Source organism: Salmonella sp. SAL04214, assembly GCF_046550615.1.
GTDB lineage: Bacteria > Pseudomonadota > Gammaproteobacteria > Enterobacterales > Enterobacteriaceae > Salmonella > Salmonella enterica.
The window spans coordinates 23934-49103 of sequence record NZ_JBGDXT010000008.1 but is presented as its reverse complement, the minus strand read 5'-3'; the positions used below and the strand labels follow the sequence as shown (position 1 = coordinate 49103).

20 protein-coding genes and 1 pseudogene are annotated in these 25170 nt (G+C 53.3%); 11 read left to right on the top strand and 10 right to left on the bottom strand.

The window, feature by feature from the left end; genetic code table 11:
* Positions 1-13: 13 nt before the first annotated feature.
* The 3 genes from polB (at position 14) to rluA (ending at position 6116) form a co-directional block, all read left to right on the top strand.
* Entirely contained in the window at positions 14-2365 is a 2352-nt protein-coding gene (gene polB, locus ACLJQD_RS14605; protein WP_017441568.1) for a DNA polymerase II, read from the top strand.
* Between the two features lie 173 nt (positions 2366-2538).
* Positions 2539-5445, top strand: coding sequence for an RNA polymerase-associated protein RapA (gene rapA, locus ACLJQD_RS14600; protein ID WP_001116966.1), 2907 nt, complete (start codon positions 2539-2541; stop codon positions 5443-5445).
* An 11-nt stretch (positions 5446-5456) separates the two neighbouring features.
* Positions 5457-6116, top strand: coding sequence for a bifunctional tRNA pseudouridine(32) synthase/23S rRNA pseudouridine(746) synthase RluA (gene rluA / locus ACLJQD_RS14595; protein WP_000525198.1), 660 nt, complete (start codon positions 5457-5459; stop codon positions 6114-6116).
* A 94-nt stretch (positions 6117-6210) separates the two neighbouring features.
* Here the strand turns inward: rluA and djlA are convergent, their stop codons facing one another.
* A complete protein-coding gene (gene djlA / locus ACLJQD_RS14590; protein WP_001200595.1) occupies positions 6211-7023 on the bottom strand; it encodes a co-chaperone DjlA in 813 nt (270 codons plus the stop codon).
* Positions 7024-7276: 253 nt separating this feature from the next.
* Here djlA and lptD point away from each other — a divergent pair, with 253 nt between their 5' ends.
* From lptD to apaH, 6 genes are read left to right on the top strand one after another with little or no spacing between them, the layout of a single operon-like run.
* The gene (lptD, locus tag ACLJQD_RS14585; RefSeq protein WP_000746116.1) at positions 7277-9637 is read left to right on the top strand and encodes an LPS assembly protein LptD; all 2361 of its coding nucleotides are present in this window, start codon (positions 7277-7279) and stop codon (positions 9635-9637) included.
* Positions 9638-9690: 53 nt separating this feature from the next.
* Positions 9691-10977, top strand: coding sequence for a peptidylprolyl isomerase SurA (gene surA, locus ACLJQD_RS14580; protein WP_000800482.1), 1287 nt, complete (start codon positions 9691-9693; stop codon positions 10975-10977).
* Positions 10977-11966: a 4-hydroxythreonine-4-phosphate dehydrogenase PdxA gene (gene pdxA / locus ACLJQD_RS14575; RefSeq protein WP_000093001.1), complete on the top strand. Its 990-nt coding sequence runs from the start codon at positions 10977-10979 to the stop codon at positions 11964-11966. Before surA ends, pdxA begins: the two co-directional genes overlap by 1 nt.
* Positions 11963-12784, top strand: coding sequence for a 16S rRNA (adenine(1518)-N(6)/adenine(1519)-N(6))-dimethyltransferase RsmA (gene rsmA / locus ACLJQD_RS14570; protein ID WP_001065397.1), 822 nt, complete (start codon positions 11963-11965; stop codon positions 12782-12784). The genes pdxA and rsmA overlap by 4 nt, the downstream gene beginning before the upstream one ends.
* Before the next feature lie 2 nt (positions 12785-12786).
* Positions 12787-13164, top strand: a complete 378-nt coding sequence (apaG, locus tag ACLJQD_RS14565) for a Co2+/Mg2+ efflux protein ApaG (RefSeq protein ID WP_000610894.1) — start codon at positions 12787-12789, stop codon at positions 13162-13164.
* A gap of 10 nt (positions 13165-13174) precedes the next feature.
* A complete protein-coding gene (apaH, locus tag ACLJQD_RS14560; RefSeq protein WP_000257211.1) occupies positions 13175-14023 on the top strand; it encodes a bis(5'-nucleosyl)-tetraphosphatase (symmetrical) ApaH in 849 nt (282 codons plus the stop codon).
* A gap of 105 nt (positions 14024-14128) precedes the next feature.
* Here the strand turns inward: apaH and folA are convergent, their stop codons facing one another.
* The 3 genes from folA to kefF form a co-directional block, all read right to left on the bottom strand.
* The gene (gene folA / locus ACLJQD_RS14555; RefSeq protein WP_000624379.1) at positions 14129-14608 is read right to left on the bottom strand and encodes a type 3 dihydrofolate reductase; all 480 of its coding nucleotides are present in this window, start codon (positions 14606-14608) and stop codon (positions 14129-14131) included.
* 198 nt (positions 14609-14806) lie between these two features.
* Positions 14807-16669 carry a glutathione-regulated potassium-efflux system protein KefC gene (kefC, locus tag ACLJQD_RS14550; RefSeq protein ID WP_017441570.1) on the bottom strand — a complete coding sequence of 621 codons (1863 nt, stop codon included), beginning with the start codon at positions 16667-16669 and terminating at the stop codon, positions 14807-14809.
* Positions 16662-17192 (bottom strand): glutathione-regulated potassium-efflux system oxidoreductase KefF, encoded by a 531-nt coding sequence (kefF, locus tag ACLJQD_RS14545; protein ID WP_000600706.1) that lies wholly within the window; start codon positions 17190-17192, stop codon positions 16662-16664. Before kefF ends, kefC begins: the two co-directional genes overlap by 8 nt.
* Positions 17193-17314: 122 nt before the next feature.
* Here kefF and ACLJQD_RS14540 point away from each other — a divergent pair.
* Positions 17315-17395, top strand: a pseudogene (locus tag ACLJQD_RS14540) (hypothetical protein); the annotation flags it as partial.
* A gap of 351 nt (positions 17396-17746) precedes the next feature.
* Here ACLJQD_RS14540 and ACLJQD_RS14535 read toward each other — a convergent pair.
* Complete coding sequence (locus ACLJQD_RS14535) at positions 17747-19636, bottom strand: sulfatase-like hydrolase/transferase (RefSeq protein ID WP_017441571.1); 1890 nt, start codon at positions 19634-19636, stop codon at positions 17747-17749.
* Positions 19637-20534: 898 nt separating this feature from the next.
* Between ACLJQD_RS14535 and srfN the strand changes: the two genes are divergently transcribed.
* The gene (gene srfN, locus ACLJQD_RS14530; RefSeq protein ID WP_000745961.1) at positions 20535-20825 is read left to right on the top strand and encodes a DUF1471 family virulence protein SrfN; all 291 of its coding nucleotides are present in this window, start codon (positions 20535-20537) and stop codon (positions 20823-20825) included.
* Between the two features lie 223 nt (positions 20826-21048).
* Here srfN and ACLJQD_RS14525 read toward each other — a convergent pair whose 3' ends face one another.
* The 5 genes from ACLJQD_RS14525 to ACLJQD_RS14505 form a co-directional block, all read right to left on the bottom strand.
* Positions 21049-21465, bottom strand: coding sequence for a hypothetical protein (locus ACLJQD_RS14525; RefSeq protein ID WP_000767274.1), 417 nt, complete (start codon positions 21463-21465; stop codon positions 21049-21051).
* Positions 21466-21764: 299 nt separating this feature from the next.
* A complete protein-coding gene (locus tag ACLJQD_RS14520; RefSeq protein WP_001172089.1) occupies positions 21765-21995 on the bottom strand; it encodes a YgdI/YgdR family lipoprotein in 231 nt (76 codons plus the stop codon).
* A gap of 88 nt (positions 21996-22083) precedes the next feature.
* Complete coding sequence (locus ACLJQD_RS14515) at positions 22084-23424, bottom strand: MFS transporter (RefSeq protein WP_001187057.1); 1341 nt, start codon at positions 23422-23424, stop codon at positions 22084-22086.
* 146 nt (positions 23425-23570) lie between these two features.
* Positions 23571-23858 (bottom strand): ferredoxin-like protein FixX, encoded by a 288-nt coding sequence (gene fixX / locus ACLJQD_RS14510; protein ID WP_000203737.1) that lies wholly within the window; start codon positions 23856-23858, stop codon positions 23571-23573.
* Complete coding sequence (locus tag ACLJQD_RS14505) at positions 23855-25141, bottom strand: FAD-dependent oxidoreductase (RefSeq protein ID WP_001287771.1); 1287 nt, start codon at positions 25139-25141, stop codon at positions 23855-23857. Before ACLJQD_RS14505 ends, fixX begins: the two co-directional genes overlap by 4 nt.
* Positions 25142-25170: the final 29 nt, after the last annotated feature.

Sequence of the window (25170 nt, the reverse complement as noted above, 5' to 3'; positions counted from 1 at the left end):
ACAGGTAATCATCGTGGCGCAGGCAGGTTTCATTTTAACCCGGCACTGGCGGGATACGCCGCAAGGGACGGAGGTCTCTTTCTGGCTGGCGACAGACAACGGCCCTGTGCAGGCAACGCTGGCGCCGCAAGAGTCCGTGGCGTTTATTCCGACCAGCCAGACCTCCCGCGCCGCCTCGCTGCTACAGGCGGAAAAAGACTATCGCCTGACGCCGCTCCAGCTGCGAGACTTTCATCGTCAGCCGGTATCCGGTCTGTATTGCCGCACTCACCGCCAGCTTATGCGGATGGAGAAACTGCTGCGCGAAAACGGCGTCACCGTTTATGAAGCGGATGTCCGCCCGCCGGAACGTTACCTGATGGAACGTTTTATTACGTCGCCCGTTTGGGTAGACGGCGAGATGCGCAACGGCGTTATCCGCAATGCGCGTCTTAAACCCCACCCCGACTATCGACCGCCGCTAAAATGGGTCTCGCTGGATATCGAAACCACGCGACACGGCGAACTGTATTGCATTGGTCTGGAAGGCTGCGGCCAGCGTACCGTTTATATGCTGGGCCCGGCGAATGGCGATGACCGCCAACTGGACTTCGAGCTTGTGTATGTCGCCAGCCGCCCGCAGCTGCTGGAAAAACTCAACGCCTGGTTTGCCGAACATGATCCTGACGTCATCATCGGCTGGAACGTGGTGCAGTTCGACCTGCGTATGCTGCAAAAACATGCCGAACGCTACCGTATCCCTTTACGGCTGGGGCGAGACAATAGCGAACTGGAGTGGCGCGAACATGGCTTCAAAAACGGCGTTTTTTTCGCCCAGGCCAGAGGGCGAGTCATTATCGATGGTATCGACGCGCTTAAATCCGCGTTCTGGAATTTTTCGTCTTTTTCGCTGGAAGCCGTCTCGCAGGAACTGCTCGGCGAAGGAAAATCCATTGATAATCCCTGGGATCGTATGGATGAGATCGATCGCCGCTTTGCCCAGGATAAACCCGCCCTCGCCACCTACAACCTGAAAGACTGCGAGCTGGTCACGCGCATTTTCCATAAAACCGAGATCATGCCGTTTTTGCTGGAACGCGCGACGATCAACGGCCTGCCGGTCGATCGCCACGGCGGTTCAGTCGCCGCATTCGGGCATCTTTACTTTCCGCGAATGCACCGCGCCGGCTATGTCGCGCCCAATCTCGGCGAAGTGCCGCCGCTGGCAAGTCCCGGCGGCTACGTAATGGATTCACAACCCGGATTATACGATTCAGTACTGGTGCTGGATTATAAAAGCCTGTACCCGTCGATTATCCGCACGTTTTTGATTGATCCCGTCGGGCTGGTCGAAGGCATGGCGCAGCCGGATCCGAAACACAGTACCGAAGGTTTCCTTGACGCCTGGTTTTCACGAGAAAAGCACTGCCTGCCGGGAATTGTTAGCCAAATCTGGCACGGGCGCGATGAAGCCAAACGTCAGGGCAATAAACCGCTCTCGCAGGCGCTTAAAATCATTATGAACGCCTTTTATGGCGTACTCGGCACCACGGCCTGTCGCTTTTTCGATCCCCGTCTGGCGTCGTCAATCACCATGCGCGGTCATGCGATTATGCGCCAGACCAAAGCGCTGATTGAGGCGCAGGGTTATGACGTGATTTATGGCGATACCGATTCCACTTTCGTCTGGCTCCGGCGCGCGCATTCAGAAGCCGACGCGGCGGAAATCGGGCACAGGCTGGTGCGTCACGTGAACGAATGGTGGGCGCAGACGTTACAACAGCAAAATTTGACCAGCGCGCTAGAACTGGAGTTTGAAACCCACTTTTGCCGTTTTCTGATGCCGACCATCCGCGGCGCGGATACTGGCAGTAAAAAACGCTACGCGGGCCTGATTCAGGAAGGCGACAGCCAGCGCATGGTATTTAAAGGTCTGGAAACGGTGCGGACCGACTGGACGCCGCTGGCGCAGCGCTTTCAACAGGAGCTGTATCTGCGCGTTTTTCGCAATGAACCTTATCAAGACTATGTGCGTGAGACTATCGATAAACTGATGGCGGGCGAACTGGACGCGCAGTTGGTTTATCGTAAGCGTCTGCGTCGCCCTTTACATGAGTACCAACGTAACGTTCCGCCGCACGTTCGCGCCGCCCGGCTGGCGGATGAACAAAACCTGAAGCAGGGTCGTCCGGCGCAGTATCAGAATCGCGGCGCCATAAAATATGTCTGGACTGTTAACGGCCCCGAGCCCGTGGATTACCAGCAGTCGCCGCTGGATTACGAACACTATCTTACCCGCCAGCTACAACCCGTGGCGGAAGGAATTCTTCCCTTCGTTGAAGATAATTTTGCTACACTACTGACCGGGCAACTGGGGCTATTTTGACGCGTGACGAAAGCGCCGCCTTCCAGTACCATAGCGCCCTTTCCATTCCTGGACCTAATTAACGCCACTACCACATTAGCCTGGTAGCGGGGTCGTATACTCGCAATTATCCAGTGCTGTCGCCTGGGAATGGCGAGTAATGCCTGCAATTAAAGATATAGAGCCGAACACATATGCCTTTTACACTTGGTCAACGCTGGATCAGCGATACAGAAAGCGAGCTGGGACTTGGAACCGTTGTTGCGATGGATGCGCGAACCGTCACCTTACTTTTCCCGTCCACGGGGGAAAACCGCCTGTATGCGCGCAGTGATTCTCCCGTGACCCGCGTCATGTTCAACCCTGGCGATACGATTACAAGCCATGAAGGCTGGCAGCTACATATCGATGAAGTAAAAGAAGAAAATGGCCTGCTTGTTTATGTCGGCACCCGCCTGGATACCGAAGAGACCAATGTGACGTTGCGCGAGGTTCTGCTCGACAGCAAGTTGGTTTTCAGTAAGCCCCAGGATCGTCTGTTCGCCGGTCAAATCGATCGAATGGATCGGTTCGCGCTGCGCTATCGCGCCCGTAAATTTCAGAGCGAGCAGTACCGGATGCCATACAGCGGCCTGCGCGGTCAGCGGACCAATCTGATCCCGCATCAGCTTAATATCGCTCATGATGTGGGTCGTCGCCACGCGCCGCGCGTACTGCTGGCGGATGAAGTGGGCTTAGGTAAAACCATTGAAGCCGGGATGATTCTGCATCAACAGTTATTATCCGGCGCGGCGGAACGCGTATTGATCATTGTTCCGGAAACCCTGCAACACCAGTGGCTGGTAGAAATGCTGCGCCGTTTCAACCTGCGCTTCGCGCTGTTCGATGACGAACGCTATACCGAAGCGCAGCACGACGCGTATAACCCGTTTGAAACCGAACAACTGGTGATCTGCTCGCTGGATTTCGCCCGCCGTAATAAGCAGCGTCTGGAACATTTGTGCGACGCCGAGTGGGATTTGCTGGTGGTCGACGAAGCGCATCATCTGGTGTGGAGCACCGATGCGCCGAGCCGTGAATATATGGCCATCGAACAATTAGCTGAACGCGTACCGGGCGTGCTGCTGCTGACCGCCACGCCAGAACAGCTGGGGATGGAAAGCCATTTCGCCCGTCTGCGCCTGCTCGATCCGAACCGTTTCCACGATTTCGAACAGTTTGTCGAAGAACAGAAAAACTACCGCCCTGTCGCCGATGCGGTGGCCATGCTGCTGGCGGGCAATAAACTCAGCAACGACGAACTGAACAGGCTGGGCGATCTGATCGGCGAACAGGATATTGAACCGCTGTTGCAGGCCGCTAATAGCGATCGCGACGACGCGCAGGCCGCCCGTGATGAGCTGGTGTCGATGCTGATGGATCGCCACGGCACCAGCCGCGTTCTGTTCCGCAACACCCGTAACGGCGTCAAGGGGTTCCCGAAACGTGAACTGCATACGGTAAAACTACCGCTGCCGACCCAGTATCAGACCGCCATTAAGGTCTCCGGCATTATGGGCGCGCGTAAGAGCGCGGAAGATCGCGCCCGCGATATGCTCTATCCGGAACAAATTTATCAGGAGTTCGAAGGCGATACCGGCACCTGGTGGAACTTCGACCCACGCGTTGAGTGGCTAATGGGCTATCTGACCAGCCATCGTTCGCAAAAAGTGCTGGTGATCTGCGCTAAGGCGACCACCGCGTTACAGCTGGAGCAGGTGCTGCGCGAACGCGAAGGCATCCGCGCCGCCGTGTTCCATGAGGGCATGTCGATTATCGAACGCGACCGCGCCGCCGCCTGGTTCGCCGAAGAAGATACCGGCGCGCAGGTGCTGTTATGTTCTGAAATCGGCTCCGAAGGACGTAACTTCCAGTTTGCCAGCAATCTGGTGATGTTCGACTTGCCGTTTAACCCGGATCTGCTGGAACAGCGTATTGGTCGTCTGGATCGTATCGGCCAGGCGCATGATATCCAGATCCACGTCCCGTACCTGGAAAAAACCGCCCAGTCGGTGCTGGTTCGCTGGTATCACGAAGGGCTGGACGCCTTTGAGCACACCTGCCCGACCGGTCGCGCGATTTATGATTCAGCCTACGCCAGTCTGATTAACTATCTGGCCGCGCCTGAAGAAACCGACGGGTTTGACGATCTGATCAAATCCTGCCGCGAACAGCATGAAGCGCTAAAAGCCCAGTTAGAACAGGGCCGCGACCGCCTGCTGGAGATCCACTCCAACGGCGGAGAAAAAGCCCAACAGCTCGCACAAAGCATTGAAGAACAGGACGACGACACCAACCTGATCGCGTTCGCCATGAACCTGTTCGATATCGTCGGCATTAACCAGGACGATCGCGGCGACAACCTGATCGTGCTGACGCCGTCCGACCACATGTTGGTGCCGGATTTCCCCGGCCTGCCGGAAGACGGCTGTACTATCACGTTTGAACGTGACGTAGCCCTGTCTCGCGAAGATGCGCAGTTTATTACCTGGGAACATCCGCTCATCCGTAACGGACTGGATCTGATCCTCTCCGGCGATACCGGCAGCAGCACCATTTCGCTGTTGAAAAATAAAGCGCTGCCCGTCGGCACGCTGCTGGTCGAACTGGTTTACGTCGTGGAAGCGCAGGCGCCGAAACAGCTACAACTGAACCGCTTCCTGCCGCCGACGCCGGTACGTATGCTGTTAGATAAAAACGGCAACAATCTGGCCGCCCAGGTCGAGTTTGAAACCTTCAACCGCCAGCTCAGCGCCGTGAATCGCCACACCGGCAGCAAACTGGTGAACGCCGTGCAACAGGACGTCCACGCCATTTTGCAACTGGGTGAGACGCAGATTGAAAAGTCCGCCAGAGCGCTGATTGATAACGCGCGTCGCGAGGCGGATGAAAAACTGTCCGGGGAACTGTCGCGTCTGGAAGCGCTGCGCGCCGTCAACCCGAACATTCGCGACGACGAACTTGCCGCTATCGACAGTAACCGTCAGCAGGTGCTGGAAAGCCTGAATCAGGCAGGCTGGCGTCTGGACGCGCTGCGTCTTATCGTCGTCACGCACCAATAACGGAGCCGTACATGGGGATGGAAAACTACAATCCGCCGCAGGAACCCTGGCTGGTTATCCTGTATCAGGATGAGCACATTATGGTGGTCAATAAGCCCAGCGGCCTGTTGTCCGTGCCGGGGCGTCTGGAAGCGCACAAAGACAGCATTATGACGCGTATCCAGCGCGACTACCCGCAGGCAGAATCGGTGCATCGTCTGGATATGGCCACCAGCGGCGTAATTGTAGTGGCGCTGACCAAAGCCGCGGAACGGGAGCTAAAACGTCAGTTCCGCGAACGTGAGCCGAAAAAGCAGTATGTGGCGCGCGTATGGGGGCATCCCTCCCCGGCGGAAGGACTGGTTGACTTACCACTCATCTGCGACTGGCCGAACCGGCCAAAGCAGAAAGTGTGTTATGAAACCGGCAAACCGGCGCAAACGGAATATAACGTGGTGGAGTTTGCGGCGGATAATACCGCCCGCGTGGTGCTCAAACCGATCACCGGACGTTCGCATCAGCTTCGTGTGCATATGCTGGCGTTAGGCCACCCGATTTTAGGCGATCGGTTTTACGCCTCGCCGGAAGCGTTGTCGCTGGCGCCGCGTTTGCAGTTACACGCCGAAATGCTGACCATTACCCATCCCGCTTACGGCACCAGCATGACGTTTAAAGTCCCGGCAGATTTTTAAATTCGGAGCCAATTTATGCCGGGGCGCTTCGCTTGCCCGGCCTACATTCATTAACGTAGGCTGGATAAGGCGCTAGTCGCATCCGGCAATTCAATCACTTGAAGCCTTTCTGTTCTTTGATTAGCTCATACGCTTTCTGAATTTCCTGCGCTTTTTGCTTCGCCATTTCCATCATTTCCGGCGGTAAACCTTTCGCGACCAGTTTGTCCGGATGATGCTCGCTCATCAGTTTGCGATAAGCGCGTTTAATGGTGGTTGCATCGTCGGTGGTTTTAACCCCCAGCACATTACAGGCATCTTCCAGCGTCGGGCCGCGCTGCGCCTGCTGCCAGCCGCCGCCGGACTGTTGATGATAACCGCCGCCAAACTGCGCGCCGCCCTGCATCATGCGCAGAAACTGATCGAACTGTACGCGGGAAATACCTAACTCTTCCGCAATCACATACAGCACTTCCCGCTCATTAGGGTGTAGCGAGCCATCGGCAAACGCCGCCTGGATCTGAATTTCCAGAAACATCCGGATCAGATCAAAACGCCCGAAGCAGACGCTACGAAACTGCCGCATCTTTTCACGTAATGGGTAATTATCCGCTTTTCCGACCCGAAAGGCGTTCTGCGCGGCAGTACGTGAATCGCCGTGTAAATTCATACGATCCATCAACTGACTGGCGATATGAATATCCGCTTCCGTCACCCGTCCTTTTGATTTGGTTAAGTGGCCCATCACCTCAAAGGTGGTGGCAAAAAACAGCGCCTGCCGTTCCCGCTGGTTGGCAAACCACGCCATTTTTCGGCTGCGGGCTTTGTCGAACATATGGCCCACCAGCAGACCCAGGACCACGCCCCAAAAGCCGCCGCCCATCATCAGGGCTACGGCGACGCCAATTATCTTTCCCCAGTACTGCATAGACTCCCCAAAACGTTACGCTATCGGTGAGGCTATCTCCCACAAAATAAGGTGCTTTTCTGCGAATGAAGGCTACGGTCAATTGTGGGACATCGCCTATAATTTGCATTATCATACCTGTCATTCAATGCCGTGCCTAACACCACAGACGCTAAACGGCAGGATTAACACTGGCGCAGCGAAGATGAGTAAGTTAGGCTGTGACCGTTTGTCACGCGCAACGCTACCGATGATGGAACAATAAATACAACGTATGAAAAAACGTATTCCCACTCTTCTGGCCACCATGATCGCCAGCGCCCTTTATAGTCATCAGGGGCTGGCAGCCGATCTCGCCTCACAGTGTATGTTGGGCGTGCCGAGCTACGATCGTCCTCTGGTAAAAGGCGATACCAACGATCTGCCGGTTACTATCAATGCCGATAACGCTAAAGGTAACTACCCGGACGATGCCGTTTTTACCGGCAACGTGGACATTATGCAGGGGAATAGCCGCCTGCAAGCGGATGAAGTGCAGCTTCATCAGAAGCAGGCGGAAGGTCAGCCGGAACCTGTACGCACCGTCGATGCGCTGGGTAATGTGCATTATGATGACAATCAGGTCATCCTTAAAGGGCCGAAGGGCTGGGCGAACCTGAACACCAAAGACACGAACGTCTGGGAAGGCGATTACCAGATGGTAGGCCGTCAGGGGCGCGGTAAAGCCGATCTCATGAAGCAGCGCGGCGAAAACCGCTATACCATTCTGGAAAACGGCAGCTTTACCTCCTGTCTGCCTGGCTCCGATACCTGGAGCGTGGTGGGGAGTGAAGTCATCCATGACCGTGAAGAACAGGTTGCGGAGATCTGGAACGCCCGGTTTAAAGTAGGTCCGGTTCCGATCTTTTATAGCCCCTATTTACAGCTACCCGTCGGTGACAAACGTCGCTCAGGTTTCCTGATCCCGAACGCGAAATACACGACCAAGAACTATTTCGAGTTCTACTTACCGTATTACTGGAACATCGCGCCCAATATGGACGCCACCATCACCCCGCACTATATGCACCGCCGCGGCAATATTATGTGGGAGAACGAATTCCGTTATCTCACGCAGGCAGGCGCCGGGTTGATGGAATTAGATTATCTGCCTTCTGATAAAGTCTACGAGGACGATCATCCCAAAGAGGGCGATAAGCACCGCTGGTTATTCTACTGGCAGCACTCAGGGGTGATGGATCAGGTGTGGCGTTTTAACGTCGATTACACCAAAGTCAGCGACTCCAGCTACTTTAATGATTTCGACAGTAAGTACGGTTCCAGTACCGACGGCTACGCAACGCAGAAATTCAGCGTCGGCTACGCCGTACAAAACTTTGACGCTACGGTGTCGACCAAACAATTCCAGGTGTTTAACGATCAAAACACCAGCAGCTACTCTGCGGAGCCGCAGTTAGACGTTAACTACTACCATAACGATCTCGGGCCGTTTGATACCCGGATTTACGGCCAGGCGGTGCACTTTGTTAACACCAAAGACAACATGCCGGAAGCGACCCGCGTCCACCTGGAGCCAACCATTAATTTGCCGCTCTCCAACCGCTGGGGCAGCCTGAACACCGAAGCGAAGCTGATGGCGACGCACTATCAGCAAACGAATCTGGACAGCTATAACAGCGATCCAAACAATAAAAATAAGCTGGAAGATTCGGTTAACCGCGTCATGCCGCAGTTTAAAGTCGACGGTAAGCTCATCTTCGAACGCGATATGGCGATGCTGGCGCCGGGGTATACCCAGACGCTGGAACCACGCGTGCAGTACCTGTATGTGCCGTACCGCGACCAGAGCGGCATCTATAACTACGATTCTTCTTTGCTGCAATCCGACTATAACGGCCTGTTCCGCGACCGCACTTATGGCGGTCTCGACCGTATTGCTTCCGCCAACCAGGTCACGACAGGCGTCACAACACGCATTTATGATGATGCCGCCGTTGAACGTTTTAACGTTTCTGTTGGTCAAATCTACTATTTCACGGAGTCTCGCACCGGCGATGACAACATTAAATGGGAGAATGACGACAAAACCGGTTCGCTGGTTTGGGCAGGCGACACTTACTGGCGTATTTCAGAACGCTGGGGGCTGCGTAGCGGAGTGCAGTACGATACCCGTCTGGATAGCGTCGCTACCAGCAGCAGCAGCCTCGAATACCGTCGGGATCAGGATCGTCTGGTACAGTTGAACTACCGCTATGCCAGCCCGGAATATATTCAGGCTACGTTGCCTTCGTATTATTCCACGGCAGAGCAGTATAAAAACGGCATCAACCAGGTGGGCGCGGTGGCAAGTTGGCCGATTGCCGATCGCTGGTCGATTGTCGGCGCGTACTACTTCGATACCAATTCGAGCAAACCTGCAGACCAGATGCTCGGCTTGCAGTACAACTCTTGCTGCTATGCGATCCGCGTCGGATACGAACGTAAGCTGAACGGTTGGGATAACGATAAACAACACGCGATTTATGATAACGCGATTGGCTTCAACATTGAGCTGCGCGGTTTGAGCTCTAACTACGGCCTCGGCACGCAAGAAATGTTGCGTTCGAACATTCTGCCGTACCAAAGCTCTATGTAATCTGATTGATTTACAACGTAATCCGCATTGCGGTTAATTGAAATGGAAAAAGTATGAAGAACTGGAAAACGCTGCTTCTCGGTATCGCCATGATCGCGAATACCAGTTTCGCTGCCCCCCAGGTAGTCGATAAAGTCGCAGCCGTCGTCAATAATGGCGTCGTGCTGGAAAGCGACGTTGATGGCTTAATGCAATCAGTCAAACTCAACGCGGGTCAGGCAGGTCAGCAGCTTCCGGACGACGCCACGCTGCGTCACCAGATCCTGGAACGTTTGATTATGGATCAAATTATCCTGCAGATGGGTCAGAAGATGGGGGTGAAGATCACGGATGAGCAGTTGGATCAGGCCATCGCCAACATCGCCAAACAAAACAATATGACGATGGATCAGATGCGCAGCCGTCTGGCTTACGATGGGCTGAACTATTCAACCTACCGTAACCAGATTCGTAAAGAGATGATTATCTCTGAAGTCCGCAACAACGAGGTTCGTCGCCGTATCACCGTTTTGCCGCAAGAAGTTGACGCGCTGGCAAAACAGATTGGCACCCAAAACGACGCCAGCACCGAGCTGAACCTGAGCCATATCCTGATTGCTCTGCCGGAAAACCCAACCTCCGAGCAGGTTAACGACGCGCAGCGCCAGGCGGAAAGCATTGTTGAAGAAGCGCGTAACGGCGCAGATTTCGGCAAACTGGCGATTACCTACTCTGCCGACCAGCAGGCGCTAAAAGGCGGTCAGATGGGCTGGGGCCGTATCCAGGAGCTGCCGGGGATTTTCGCCCAGGCGCTGAGCACCGCAAAGAAAGGCGACATTGTCGGCCCGATTCGCTCCGGCGTCGGTTTCCACATTCTGAAAGTAAACGACCTGCGCGGTCAGAGCCAGAGTATCTCCGTGACCGAAGTTCACGCTCGTCACATTCTGCTTAAGCCGTCGCCGATCATGAACGATCAGCAGGCGCGCCTGAAGCTGGAAGAAATCGCGGCTGACATTAAGAGTGGTAAAACCACCTTTGCCGCTGCGGCGAAAGAGTACTCTCAGGACCCGGGCTCCGCTAACCAGGGCGGTGATTTGGGTTGGGCTACGCCAGATATTTTCGATCCGGCGTTCCGCGACGCGCTGACGAAGCTGCATAAAGGCCAAATAAGCGCGCCGGTACACTCCTCTTTCGGCTGGCATCTGATCGAATTGCTGGATACGCGTAAGGTAGACAAAACCGATGCGGCGCAGAAAGATCGCGCTTATCGTATGCTGATGAACCGTAAATTCTCAGAAGAAGCGGCGACCTGGATGCAAGAACAGCGCGCCAGCGCTTACGTTAAGATTTTGAGTAACTAATGAGCAGTGCGCAACGCGTTGTTATCACTCCCGGCGAACCCGCCGGGATTGGCCCCGATCTTGTCGTCCAACTGGCGCAACGCGCGTGGCCGATTGAACTGGTCGTCTGTGCGGACGGCGCGCTCCTGACGGAGCGGGCCGCCATGCTCGGCCTGCCCCTCTCGCTTCTCCCTTACTCGCCTGATGTCCCCGCTGCGCCGCAGCCCGCGGGAACGCTGACCCTATTGCCGGTCTCGCTGCGCGCGCCTGCCATCCCCGGTCAGTTGACGGTAGAAAATGGCCCCTACGTGGTAGAGACGCTGGCGCGAGCGTGTGATGGCTGTCTGAACGGTGAATTTGCCGCGCTGATCACAGGCCCCGTGCACAAAGGCGTTATTAACGACGCAGGCATTCCGTTTACCGGTCATACCGAGTTTTTCGAAGAGCGTTCGCAGGCGAAAAAAGTCGTGATGATGCTGGCAACCGAAGAACTTCGCGTGGCGCTGGCGACCACGCATCTGCCGCTACGGGCGATTGCAGACGCCATCACACCTGCGCTTTTGCACGAAGTGATTGCTATTTTGCATCACGATTTGCGGACCAAATTTGGTATTGCCGAACCGCGCATTCTTGTCTGTGGCCTGAATCCGCACGCGGGCGAAGGCGGTCATATGGGCACGGAAGAGATAGACACCATCATTCCAGTGCTCGACGAGCTGCGGGCGCAGGGAATGAAACTCAACGGGCCGCTACCTGCTGATACGCTGTTTCAGCCCAAATATCTCGATAATGCCGACGCGGTGCTGGCAATGTACCACGATCAGGGCCTGCCCGTGCTAAAATACCAGGGATTCGGTCGGGGAGTGAATATTACGCTCGGCCTACCTTTTATTCGAACCTCCGTTGACCACGGCACCGCGCTTGAACTGGCAGGCCGTGGAAAAGCGGATGTCGGCAGTTTTATTACGGCGCTTAATCTCGCCATCAAAATGATTGTTAATACCCAATGAATAATCGAGTCCATCAGGGCCATTTAGCCCGTAAACGCTTCGGGCAAAACTTTCTCAACGATCGGTTTGTGATCGACAGTATTGTTTCTGCTATTAATCCGCAAAAAGGCCAGGCGATGGTTGAAATCGGCCCCGGCCTGGCGGCGCTGACGGAGCCGGTCGGCGAACGACTGGATAAGCTCACGGTCATTGAACTTGACCGCGATCTGGCGGCGCGTTTGCAAACCCATCCGTTTTTAGGGCCGAAGCTGACTATTTATCAGCAGGACGCCATGACCATGAACTTTGGCGAACTGTCTGCGCAGTTGGGCCAACCGCTGCGTGTGTTCGGCAATCTGCCCTATAATATCTCCACCCCGCTGATGTTCCATCTCTTTAGCTATACTGATGCCATTGCCGACATGCACTTTATGCTGCAAAAAGAAGTGGTAAATCGTCTGGTTGCAGGGCCGAACAGCAAAGCGTATGGTCGTTTAAGCGTGATGGCGCAATATTACTGTCAGGTGATCCCGGTGCTTGAAGTGCCGCCATCCGCCTTCACGCCGCCGCCCAAAGTGGACTCCGCCGTGGTGCGTCTGGTTCCACACGCAACAATGCCTTACCCGGTTAAAGATATTCGCGTGTTGAGCCGTATTACCACCGAGGCCTTTAACCAGCGCCGTAAAACGATCCGTAACAGTCTCGGCAATCTTTTTAGCGTTGAGACGTTGACGGAAATGGGTATTGACCCGGCAATGCGCGCGGAAAATATCTCTGTCGCGCAGTACTGCCAGATGGCCAACTATCTGTCGGAAAACGCGCCTTTGAAGGAGAGTTAAACATGATCAATTCGCCCAGAGTGTGTATTCAGGTGCAAAGCGTCTACATTGAGGCGCAATCCTCACCTGACGATGAACGTTACGTTTTTGCCTATACCGTAACCATCCGCAATCTGGGCCGGGCGCCAGTGCAGCTATTGGGCCGCTACTGGCTGATTACCAATGGTCATGGCCGTGAAACTGAAGTCCAGGGCGAAGGTGTGGTTGGCGTCCAGCCGCGCATTGCGCCTGGCGAAGAGTATCAGTACACCAGCGGTGCGGTAATTGAAACGCCGCTGGGCACCATGCAGGGTCATTACGAAATGATCGATGAAAATGGCGACGCCTTTACCATCGACATTCCCGTGTTTCGACTCGCCGTCCCTACACTCATTCACTAAAATTATAACAATGGCAACTTATCTCATCGGCGACGTTCACGGTTGCTACGACGAACTGATCGCCTTATTACAGCAAGTGGAATTTACGCCAGATACAGACACTCTATGGCTGACAGGCGATTTGGTCGCCCGCGGTCCCGGTTCGCTGGACGTGTTACGCTACGTCAAATCACTTGGCAATAGCGTGCGTTTGGTGCTGGGGAATCACGATTTACACCTGTTGGCCGTATTCGCCGGGATTAGTCGCAACAAACCTAAAGACCGGCTGACCCCGCTTCTTGAAGCGCCGGACGCCGATGAGCTGTTGAATTGGTTACGCCGTCAGCCGCTGTTGCAGGTAGATGAAGAGAAAAAGCTGGTCATGGCGCATGCGGGTATTACTCCGCAGTGGGATTTGCAGACGGCAAAAGAGTGCGCCCGCGATGTTGAAGCGGTGCTGTCGAGCGACTCGTACCCGTTTTTCCTCGACGCGATGTATGGCGATATGCCGAATAACTGGTCGCCGGAGTTAAGCGGTCTGGCGCGGCTACGCTTTATTACTAATGCTTTTACCCGTATGCGTTACTGCTTTCCTAACGGTCAACTGGATATGTACAGTAAAGCGTCGCCGGAAAATGCCCCGGCGCCGCTGAAGCCGTGGTTCGCCATTCCGGGGCCGGTGAGCGAGGCTTACAGTATTGCTTTCGGGCACTGGGCGTCGCTGGAAGGGAAAGGGACGCCAGAAGGTATTTACGCGCTGGATACCGGCTGCTGCTGGGGCGGGGAGTTGACCTGTTTACGCTGGGAAGATAAACAGTATTTTGTGCAGCCGTCAAACCGCCAGATGGATATGGGCGAAGGCGAAGCGGTCAACGCCTGATAGGTTTATGCCTGATGGCGCTACGCTTATCAGGCCTACATCCGGCTACATCTGGCTCAAGAGTAGGCCGGATAAGGCGTTTCGCCGCCATCCGGCACTACAGTATTAACGACGTTCCAGAATCTCGAAACAATAGCTGTGAGAATTCTGCGCGTCGGCATCGTGAAACTCACTGAATACCGATTCCCAGTCATCCGGTTCATAATCCGGAAAATGGGTATCGCCTTCGACTTCCGCATCAATATGCGTCAGATAAAGCTTCTGCGCCTTTGGCAGGAACTGCTCGTACACGCGCCCGCCGCCAATGACCATAATTTCCGGCGCATCGCCGCAAGCGGCAATCGCCTCATCGACAGACTTCACCCACTGCACGCGATCGTCGGTGCCCGGCTGGCTGCTGATAACAATATTTTTACGTCCCGGTAAGGGGCGTCCGATGGACTCCCAGGTGTGACGTCCCATGACGACAGGTTTATTTAACGTGTTACGTTTAAACCAGGCGAGATCGGCAGGCAGGTTCCACGGCATGGCGTTTTCCATACCGATGACGCGATCCACCGCTAACGCCGCAATCAGACTGATCATTAATTATTTCCTGATACAAAAAAAATTGCCGCCACTATACGTAAAGCGCAATCTTTCGTCGACTGACGAAAAGAGGATGAGCACGAAAATTTTTCGTTCTGCTGGCGACGCCACTCATTTGATGTGGAGCCCCAGCATTACAGTAGTTCAAAAACAGCCAATTAGCAGTAAAGTTTGCAGAACATCACATTTTTTACTTTAGATTGACGGTTTGACCTCGGGTTCATCGGAGACCTCCCCGGAATGTTTGCCCTCAGCCGTTCCCTGCCAGCCGTGGCGCTGAATCAACGACAGATGCACCCGGTCCTCGGTAATAATTTCGCTCAACATCGCGCTGGTACGTTTATAGGCGGCGGCGCGAGATAACGGATCGTTTTCCCCTTTCGCCATCTCTTCCACCATCCGGGTATTAAAATGGCGGAACAGATCCGCGCGCTCGCGGGCTTCATAACGCCCCAGCCCCAGCGCTTCCAGCGCCTGTCTCCCGCTTTTGAGCGCGCCTTCGAAGGTTTCACGTTCGGGCATCGCCACACCAGCCTGGCGCAGGCGAATGTAATGATCGACATCACGGGCGCGGGCGATAATCTGCAGATGCGGGAAATGCGTCTTCACCAACTCACTCAGTTGCAAATTGGTTTGCGGATCGTCAATGGCATTAATCAATACCTCCGCCTTCGCCGCTCCGGCAGATTCCAGTAAATCCATACGCGTCGCGTCGCCATAAAAAACCTTCATGCCGAATTTACGCAGCGTTTCGATATGATCGGGGTCGTGATCGAGCACCACCATCTTCACCCCGCTCGACAGCAGCAGACGCCCGGCTATCTGCCCAAACCGTCCAAACCCGGCCACAATAACCCGCGGCTGCTCTTCGTCGATTTCATCCGCCTCGCGCGCTTCCCCCTTCTCGGTCTTTTCCATGCGCGTCAGCAGCATCAGAAAAATCGGCGTTGCCGCCATCGACAGCGCGACCGCCAGCGTCAGCGCTTTTGCCCATTCCGGCTCAAGTACACCCGCTATTTGCGCCGCGCCAAAAACCACAAACGCAAACTCACTTCCCTGGCCTAATAAGACGGCAAACCAGCGACGCTGTTTTGCCGGTACGCCCAGGGGCCTCGCGACCAGCCACAGCATGACGATTTTGATTGCCAGAAAACCGGCCAGCAACAGCAGAATGCGCAGCGGATTCTCCACCAGCGTGCCGAAATCAATCGACATGCCGACGCCAATAAAGAACAGCCCCAGCAGCAACCCCTTAAAGGGTTCAATATCGCTTTCCAGCGCATGACGATATTCCGAACTCGCCAGCAGAACGCCCGCCAGGAACGCGCCCATCGCCATTGACAGCCCAACCTCTTCCAGCAACAGGCCGAAACCAAACACCAGAAATAGCGCCACGGCGCTGAACACTTCCCGCAAACCAGAACGCGCGACAAAGCGCAGCGCCGGGCGCGTGACGTAGCGTCCCAGCAGCACCACCAGCGCCAACGCGCCTGCGACTTTCAACGCCGATAGCGCAAACGCGCCAAGCGTGGTGGATGCGCCGCTGGCGGCCAGCAGCGGAATCATCGCCACCAGCGGGATCGCCGCGATATCCTGGAACAAGAGCACTGCAAATGCGCTACGCCCTACTTGTGAAACGGTCAGGTTACGCTCATTCATTGCCTGCATGGCGATAGCCGTGGACGAAAGCGCCAGCGTCATGCCAATCAGTTCCGCCACCTGCCAACGCAGGCCAAGAAACATGCAGAACAGACCAATCAGTCCGCCGCAGACCACCATTTGTAACGCGCCGCCGCCAAATACCGAGGCGCGCAGCTTCCATAACCGTTGTGGGTCCAGCTCAAGCCCAATAACAAACAACATCAGCACAACGCCGATTTCCGCAAAATGCAGAATAGATTCGGCGTCCGTTACCAGCCGTAGCCCCCAGGGGCCGATAATGCAACCCGCAATCAGATACCCCAGCACCGATCCTAAGCCCAAACGTACCGCAATCGGCACAATCAGCGCCGCCGAACCAAGATAGATCAGCGCCTGCAGTAGAGTATGGCTATCCATGATTCACCTCCTGCCATGCCAGTAAACGCTGTTTATACTGACGCGCCTGCGCCTGTAAGGTGTCGTCATCGCAAATGAACGTGCAGTGCATGGCAAACGGCGGCAGCCATTTGAGGCCGCAATAGAGCGCCGTCGCCTGTAGCGGCTGAGAAAGGACGTCAAATCCGGGATGGGAGCCGATAGCAAAGTGGTTTTCACCACCGCCGGTCGTTACCGCCCACAGCAGATGTTTACCATGCAATGCCGTACCGCCATGACCGTAAGCCCAGCCGTGGGTGAGGACTTTATCCATCCATAATTTGAGTAAAGGAGGGACGCTGTACCACTGCATCGGATGCTGCCAGACGATAAGACTCGCGCGCGACAGCGCCTCCTGCTCGGCGGCAACGTCAATATTGAAATCGGGATAGAGGTGATAAAGCGAACGTATTTCGACGTTTTCCAGCGTCCCTGCCTGTTCAAGCATCCGCTTATTCGCATGAGAATGATGCGGATACGGATGCGCATAAATAATGAGGATCATGATTAGCCTGTGATGATCTGTTTTTTTATTACAAAGTGTAGTGACAAATTCGCCAGGCTAATAGTGAATATTATTGAGCGGCTAACCAGAAAAAATTGAATTAACGCCAGCCAGGAGTTGACACCATCCTGCCCCCGGAAGACGCTCTCGAAGGGCCGCAGGCGTTTGCGGAAAAGCGCGATCCGGTGTGGAAAGGTTGGTGATGATGGCAGCCTTAAATTGCTGACAAATCGGTTTAAGGCCTTCTTGTCGGGCGGCGCTGCGCTAAATTTGCCTGTAATGACTGTAATATCAATCCATTACATGATGACACAGGCCCAATAAGCGCAGCGCCAACAGCATCTGAACCTCCAGACACGCTGGATGCCAGATCGCCGACGCATAAATTAACCTAATGGGTCAGGTACTTAGAGCCTGGCCCACCAGGCGTAATTGTTGAAGCCAGTTTGGGGCCGACCAGCGCGCAGAAACCGGAGCGTACACGTAGTACGTGAGGATTTTGAGCACTGCCCGGCCCCCAAATGGCGAATAAAATAGCCTAATGGGCCAGGCTCTTAATCTTTCGCCATGCGGTTAAACTGCTCAATAGTAAGATCCCACGGCTCACGGGCCGCATCCGGCATAAAACTGCCGTCATCCACGCCAATTTCGTCCTTGATAATTTTATTCAGTTTCTCATTCATCGTAAGAATGAGATCCTGATATTTCTGTTTATCAGCAGCAAGGTTATGGTTCTCATCGGGATCATTTTTAAGATCGTAAAGTTCAAGATCGTTGTACTTAATAAGATCCTCCCAGGTTTCCGGCGTATTATGCTCCCTTAGTGAGAAATAGCGTGCAAACTTATAACGACCATCGTTAATCATCCGCGTCCCTGAACGATGGCTAAAATCAGGATGCAGATGGGATATTTCCTGCTTGATTTGCGCCACCGTTTTTTGTTTATCTCTTTGTAGCGCGATAACGCGGTGGAGATAATGGGCATCGGTATACAAGATCATGCCATAGCAATATAAGCTGGCATTTCTCACCGCATTAACCGCAACGCCCTCCGGGTTTTTTAGCAATCCGCTAAAATTAACGCCTTTGCGGTTGCCTAACGCCTGGTGCTGTTTTTCTTCCGGCAAACCGGTCAGCCCAACTAATGTCAGCGCGATATCAAGATGACAGGTCAACGCCTGACATTTCTTATTACCGGGGTACGCCGGGTGGGAAATAATCATCGGTACATGGATCTGTTCTTTATAAACGGAAGCGCCTTTACCGTGCATCTGATGGCTTCCGCCTAATTCGCCATGATCGGCAGTAAATACAACAATCGTTTTATCAGTTAACTTGAGGGCATCAAGTTCATTTAATATCCGGTCAAGGTGTGTATCACAATCGCGGATACAGTTGAAATAGTAGTCAAGCAGTTTACGCCAACGACGATCTTCATCAGGAAATTGCCCTTCCAGCGCAGCGCGCGCCGTCTGGTATTCAAGATGCGCCGGCGGTCTTCCCTGCTCATTGAATGACTGATGCCTGTTTGCCGGCAGCGGATAGTTCGGCCAGCTTGCCTGATAAAGCTCGTTTTCCGGCGGCTGCGTGGGCGCCAGGGTATTATCATCCTGATCCAACTCGCCACGCCACTGTACCTTTTCTCCCTCTTTATCGGTATCAATAAACATGACGTCATGAGGATTAACGAGGTTAACGGCCAGGAACCAGGGCTTGTGTTGGTCATTCAAGGGCTGCCCCTTGCATCTTAACCAATTTATAGTCTGAGCCGTGGTGATTGAATCATAAAAATAGCCGCCTTTACTATGGCCTATAATATCGCCGATGCCGTGATAGTCAGCAAAACCATATTTTTCCATAATTTTATGTAATTCTGGTTCAGGAATATCCCCGACATCAATATCCTCATCTTTTTCGTCAGGCAAAGGCTTCTCCAGTTTTTCTGTAAGATGCCACTTACCTTTATAGGCCGTATAGTATCCCAGTTCCCGCATCATATGGCCTGTGGTTCCAAGAGCGGGGTCAAGGTCATAAGGCATCCAGGGTAAGCCCAGATTATCAAACATTTTTGTCTGGGGCATATGTAAGCCGGTATACAATACGGAGCGGGAAGGCGTACAGACATTACTGGTATTCTGATGATTACAGAATGTCACCCCCGTTTTCATGAGCCGCTCTCTGCCGGGTACCGGGAAAGGAAACGTAGGAAAAAAACGCTCCTGGTCGGTCACGACTAACAGAATATTATATCCTTCTGGCAATTTTTCCGGGATTTCGCCGGTAAACGGTTTATCCCACGCCGGTTTCGCCTTGACGGCGCATTTTTCATCAGCCTTTACCGCGCCGGATAGCATACCGCCGGCGGCAAGAATACCGGCGCTGGTTAACAGTTTCCTACGCGTAAGATCCGTCTCTTCTGCGGACAGATTTTTTTTATTACTCATATTATTATACCTGTAGTCAGTAACTTTATCACATATTCATTTATTACTGTACGAGGAAGCGTGGATATATATCAATGCCTTCCGGGTAAGAATATGTGTTATAAATTGATTTGTATTTCAAATTAGAAATATATTAATAAATGAGCATAATTCACTGAAAAATTATTTAGATGAAAAGCTCATTGTTTTTATTTTAGAGATACAACTGCAGACATTACTTCATAAAAAAATACATTATTAAACATACTCTATAGCGCTGTGTTCGTGCCTTTTCCCTTCAGCTACGGTGATTACCCTATGCCGCTACAATAAAATCGCCCCGAAAGAAACACTATCAGTAACAGGCCGCGCAACCATAGACATACAACCGGTAATATCACTCTGTGAAATTAAAACATAACTCAATTCTGTTATGTTGCTTATGAATAAAACTAGCGTATTACCGCGTGATTCAATAAAACTTACGTCATTACAAGAAATAATATAAAAACTATTATTTACAGGGGGTTAAGTTTCTTTTTAACTGGCAGCGCATTATTTTACATTGACAACAACATAAAGAGGTGACTATAACAAGATATAAGACGGTCACACCAAATAAGTCTATTTTCAGATAATCAACCGAGGTTATATACCCAAAATAATTCGAGTTGCTTAAAGGCGGCAAGGGAGTGAGTCCCCAGGAGCATAGATAATTATGTGACTGAGGTGAGCGACAAATCTGCCGGGAGCAGATTTGAACGTCGCATGCGACGGCCCGTCAGGGCGAGGCCCATGGGTGGGCCGAGTAATCCGTAGCCAACCCATAAGCAACCTGAAGTATGAAGGGTATAAATAATTTCGTTACGGATTACTGATATTGCGCAAACCTTATCATCAATGCAACAGGAACAGAACTATGAAAAAACGCATTATTGCCGCCGCATTACTGGCAACGGTTGCTTCATTCAGCACGCTTGCGGCAGAGCAGGTCTCTAAGCAAGAAATCAGCCACTTCAAACTGGTTAAGGTCGGCACCATAAATGTGTCCCAGAGTGGCGGGCAGATTTCCTCACCCTCTGATCTACGCGAAAAACTGTCAGAATTAGCCGATGCGAAAGGCGGAAAATATTATCATATTATCGCTGCACGTGAGCATGGTCCGAATTTTGAAGCCGTTGCCGAAGTTTATAACGATGCGACGAAATAAAGCTCTGATTGCGCCATAACGAGGGCACAGGCATGAAATAATAAGAGAGCGCCAGCAAGGTGCCATGTTCCGTCACAATCCACTCAGGGCCGTCTGGAAACAGATGCTGGCCCTCTTTTTTATCAACAGTTCATCCGGGGCAGGCAAGCCGTTGGAATGTGCGCGCGCAGGCAGTAAGCCCTTCGTGAATAAGACGGTTTTGCGGGCTGTTTTAAGGTAATATTTAGTGCGCTTTTACCTGCCTGAACCAATAATTCTCCATTTTCGTTATCCATTTCCCCTTTTTATTTTTCGGTATTACGCCAGCCCAAAGTAATTGCAGCTGTCGGTTATAGGTTCCAATAGCGTGTCCACCATACGCCCCTTCAAATGCTATCACCATGGGTCCCTGCCCTTTTACCCCCTCTTGTCCTTCATGGCAATAAAGCGCGTTGCGGTGAGTCACGTCAAGTTCATACTGTACGTTCAGTTTCACACATTTTTCCCCGCAGCCTTCTACTGGCGGCAATATTGTCATGGTATAAGGCGGGTTATCTGCCGTGGTTTTCCATGTTCCGATCAGGTCTTTGCAGGCGTTTATCTCCGTAGCCCCGGAGGCGGCAGAAAATAGCGCGAGCAAATAAAAAGGTATTAGTTTCAGTTTCATTACAGACTCCTGTTCCTTATACCTCATCATTTATACCTAATCATAAGGATAAATGCCCTGCGATATGTTTTTTTCCGGGAAATGTTGAGCCGCTGTTCAGAGAAATGTCGATGAGTGTAACCTCATGTAAGCGGACAGCGCGGTGGGGAAAGCGGGAACACGGGCGAATGGTCTAACGTATTTCGACGTTTTCCGGCGTCCCTGCCTGTTCAGGCATCCGTTTATTCGCATGGGAATAAATGGATGCGCATAAAGAGAGAATATTATTGAGCGGCTAACCAGAAAAAATTGAATTAATTATCCAGCTCGCTCATATTTTTCAGCTGATCGCGGTTAATCTGTTCGGTTTTCCCGGTGGCGGCGTTTTTGTAAGACACCATACCGGTATCGTTATCGACCTCGGGTTTCCCGTCGGTGACAATAGTTTTGCCATCCGTGGTTTCAACCGCCTGGTTAGAAGAGCATCCTGCGACGGTGAATAGTGTTGCTGCGGTAAACAGTGCGGTCATAAGACGTTTTTGCATGGTGTTCTCCCTGCTTTTCAGTTGTTTTAGCATGTGACTGTTAACTGTAGCGTTATTGGCGAAAAGCAGGGAGAAATGCAGAACACTCTTAACGAGGGTTATCCGATGGCGTTCCGCGCAAAGTCATGTTTCCGGTCTGTGTTAGCGTCAAGCCGCGAGTTTCCGGGGCAAACATCACCGATACGCCAAGCCCGACTAACGAAATCAACGCGCCAATCAGCATGACGTTATTAATACCGTAACGAGTAATGAAAATCGGTAATGCCCAGGTGGAGACAATGGTTCCGATGCGGCTTAATGACATGATGACCCCCACGGCCGAAGCGCGAATATCCGTCGGGAAGAGTTCATTAGGATAAAGCCATTGCAGTATGCCCGGTCCGCCGGAAAAGAAGGCGTATACCGCAAACGCCACCACGACCAGTATGATGCCCAGATTTGACACCAGCCCCAGTAGCGCCAGCGCGATTGTCATCATGGCGAAGCTGCCAATAAGCAGAGGGCGACGGCCAATACTGTTTAGCCAGAACATCGCCGGTATACAGCCCAGCATAAAAAAGAGGCTAATGACCACATTGCCGAGCGCCGCGTTGCGCCCCTGCTCCCAGCCGAGTAACCCGACGATCTGCGGCCCAAAGGTATATATAGCGAACATCGGGATTACCTGACAGGTCCAGATAGCCGCAACGAACAGTACAAACGGGAAATGACGGCGGTTAAACAGCTGCAGGAAGCGGGTCTCCTGCGGCGGCTCATCGTCAAAGCAGACCGGTTCGCCGAACAGTTTGATCATCATTTGTTCGCACTCTTTTACCCGTCCTTTTCGCAATAGCCAGCGTGGCGATTCCGGCAGGTCAAAGCGGCCAATCAAAATGATTAAGCACGGGATAAAGGCGCTGCCAAGCATCCAGCGCCAGCCGCCTTCCATGTCATACAGCCAGTAACCCACCAGGTTGGCGCAGGTCGCGCCGACGTACCACATCGCGGCGATAAAACCGATGGAGAACGCGCGCTGGCGGGTGTTGGAAAACTCCGTAATCATGGAAGTGGCGATAGGGTAATCCGCGCCGATAACAATGCCAATTAAAACGCGCATCACCAGCAATTCAAGCGGTGTGGAAACAAACATGGTCGCCACGGAGATAACGCCGATAGCGATAATATCAAGCAGGAACATTTTACGCCGCCCGACTTTATCGCAAATATAGCCAAACAACGAGGTGCCGATAAACAGTCCGGCAAGCGTAGCCGCGCCGAGCGCGCCAATCCATTCAGCATCAAGGTGCAATAGCGGCGTCAGTTGTTCCAGCGCCACGCCAATGATCACCAGCACGTAGCCATCAAGGAACGGGCCGCCGCTTCCCCACAGCATAATTCTGCGATGAATGGAGGAGAATTTAAGGTCATCAAAGTTCCTGGGCTGCTGCATGGTGATGTCCTGTGTCAACACGGGCAAAGCGCATCTGTAGGCCGGATAAGGCGTTTCCGCCGCCATCCGGCATTGGCGCCACATGATTGCCGGATGGCGACGCTACCGCATCTTATCCGGCCAACGGGGGCACAACTTCGTACTTATTAGCCGTAGCGGAACTCCACGCCAAACGTCCCGCGCGGGTATTCCCATTTTTCCAGCGCCGTATCAAGGCCAAGGATCCGGCACGTTCCGCACTCCAGGCACCCGGCATAATCAAAACGAACGCTACCGTCGTCCTGCTTTTTATACAGTCCCGCCGGACAGGCCTTAACCAGCACCTCCAGCGCCTGTTTATCAGGATCGGTTTTGAGAATGATGTGCGGGCTATCTTCATCCACATTGAACTTATTGACGCCCAGTTTGACGTCCACATTGACGGGAGATGTCATAATACGGTCACTCCTTTCAGGCCATCTTTCATCAGGTTGATGAAGCCCACTTTCTTCGCATGGCGCAGGATTTTTTTACGCATCGGCACCGGCGCGGAGCCATCCACGGTGAACAGGTCGCGCGCGATACTGACCGCCATTTCGGGATAGGCGGTAAACATGCGGGGATTATCAAGAAAAGCTGGAAGTTTCTGATACATGCGCATATCGCGCATCGGACCTTCGTCCAGATGCTGACGGTATTCATCCAACGACTGCTTGCTAAAATCGTCACGCTTCATCGCCGAAAGCACCGTCTTCGCCGCCGCTTCGCCTGCGGATATGGCGAGATCCATACCCCGGATGGTAAAGCCGAGGTTCATACACATGCCGGCAGCATCCCCGGCAATCAGTACGCCATCGCCCACCAGTTCAGGCTGCATATTCATTCCCGCCTCGGGTACAACGTGCGCGGCATATTCCACCAGCTTGCCACCGGCGATCAGCGGCGCAACGGCCGGATGCTGTTTGAAATCTTCCAGCATTTGCGGGACCGATTTTTTCGCGTCTTTCAGATGATGAAGTCCACAGACCAGCCCCAGGGAAAGGGTTGTTTCATTCGTATACAGGAAGCCACCGCCCATCAGACCATCGGTCGGCGCTCCGGCAAACAGACAGGCGGCACCTTCGTTGCCCTGTAGCTGAAAACGATCTTCAATGACCGACTTCGGCAATTCGATCAGTTCCTTCACGCCGACAGCAACATGCGATGCCTCAACACGCTTGGCCATGCCCAGCTTTTCAGCCAGCAGAGAATTCACCCCATCAGCGAGGATTACGACTTTGGCTTCCAGAATATCGCCATCGGCTTCCACGCCCACGACTTTGCCATCACGCTGAACGACGTTATCGACGCGAATACCGGTGATCAGTTGCGCCCCCGCCTCTTCGGCCTGCTCCATCAGCCAGGCGTCAAATTTACTGCGTAAGACGGAATAGGAAACCTGCGACGCTGAAGCATCTTCACCATTGCAGTAGTCGATAGTCATCGCCCCGTTGTCGGTCATAAAGGCGAGTTTTTCGTGGGTGATCATGCGTTCAATGGGGGCCTGATCCGCAAAGCCGGGAATGATGCGTTCCAGGCTATGTGCATACAAACGCCCACCGGTGACATTCTTCGCGCCAGCAGAATTGCCGCGCTCGATAACCAGCACCTGTGCACCTTCGCGAGCAAGCACCAGCGCCGCAACCGAACCGGCCAGACCTGCACCCACGATGATGGCATCAAAGATATCTTCGGACATACGTACTCCTGTCAGCGGCAGGATACCTT

Bases quoted from the DNA above. Each gene is read 5' to 3' on its own strand.
- rapA (WP_001116966.1), top strand. From the start codon at position 2,539: ATGCCTTTTACACTTGGTCAACGCTGGATCAGCGATACAGAAAGCGAG.
- rluA (WP_000525198.1), top strand. From the start codon at position 5,457: ATGGGGATGGAAAACTACAATCCGCCGCAGGAACCCTGGCTGGTTATC.
- djlA (WP_001200595.1), bottom strand. From the start codon at position 7,023: ATGCAGTACTGGGGAAAGATAATTGGCGTCGCCGTAGCCCTGATGATG.
- lptD (WP_000746116.1), top strand. From the start codon at position 7,277: ATGAAAAAACGTATTCCCACTCTTCTGGCCACCATGATCGCCAGCGCC.
- surA (WP_000800482.1), top strand. From the start codon at position 9,691: ATGAAGAACTGGAAAACGCTGCTTCTCGGTATCGCCATGATCGCGAAT.
- pdxA (WP_000093001.1), top strand. From the start codon at position 10,977: ATGAGCAGTGCGCAACGCGTTGTTATCACTCCCGGCGAACCCGCCGGG.
- rsmA (WP_001065397.1), top strand. From the start codon at position 11,963: ATGAATAATCGAGTCCATCAGGGCCATTTAGCCCGTAAACGCTTCGGG.
- apaG (WP_000610894.1), top strand. From the start codon at position 12,787: ATGATCAATTCGCCCAGAGTGTGTATTCAGGTGCAAAGCGTCTACATT.
- apaH (WP_000257211.1), top strand. From the start codon at position 13,175: ATGGCAACTTATCTCATCGGCGACGTTCACGGTTGCTACGACGAACTG.
- folA (WP_000624379.1), bottom strand. From the start codon at position 14,608: ATGATCAGTCTGATTGCGGCGTTAGCGGTGGATCGCGTCATCGGTATG.
- kefC (WP_017441570.1), bottom strand. From the start codon at position 16,669: ATGGATAGCCATACTCTACTGCAGGCGCTGATCTATCTTGGTTCGGCG.
- kefF (WP_000600706.1), bottom strand. From the start codon at position 17,192: ATGATCCTCATTATTTATGCGCATCCGTATCCGCATCATTCTCATGCG.
- ACLJQD_RS14535 (WP_017441571.1), bottom strand. From the start codon at position 19,636: ATGAGTAATAAAAAAAATCTGTCCGCAGAAGAGACGGATCTTACGCGT.
- srfN (WP_000745961.1), top strand. From the start codon at position 20,535: ATGAAAAAACGCATTATTGCCGCCGCATTACTGGCAACGGTTGCTTCA.
- ACLJQD_RS14520 (WP_001172089.1), bottom strand. From the start codon at position 21,995: ATGCAAAAACGTCTTATGACCGCACTGTTTACCGCAGCAACACTATTC.
- ACLJQD_RS14515 (WP_001187057.1), bottom strand. From the start codon at position 23,424: ATGCAGCAGCCCAGGAACTTTGATGACCTTAAATTCTCCTCCATTCAT.
- fixX (WP_000203737.1), bottom strand. From the start codon at position 23,858: ATGACATCTCCCGTCAATGTGGACGTCAAACTGGGCGTCAATAAGTTC.
- ACLJQD_RS14505 (WP_001287771.1), bottom strand. From the start codon at position 25,141: ATGTCCGAAGATATCTTTGATGCCATCATCGTGGGTGCAGGTCTGGCC.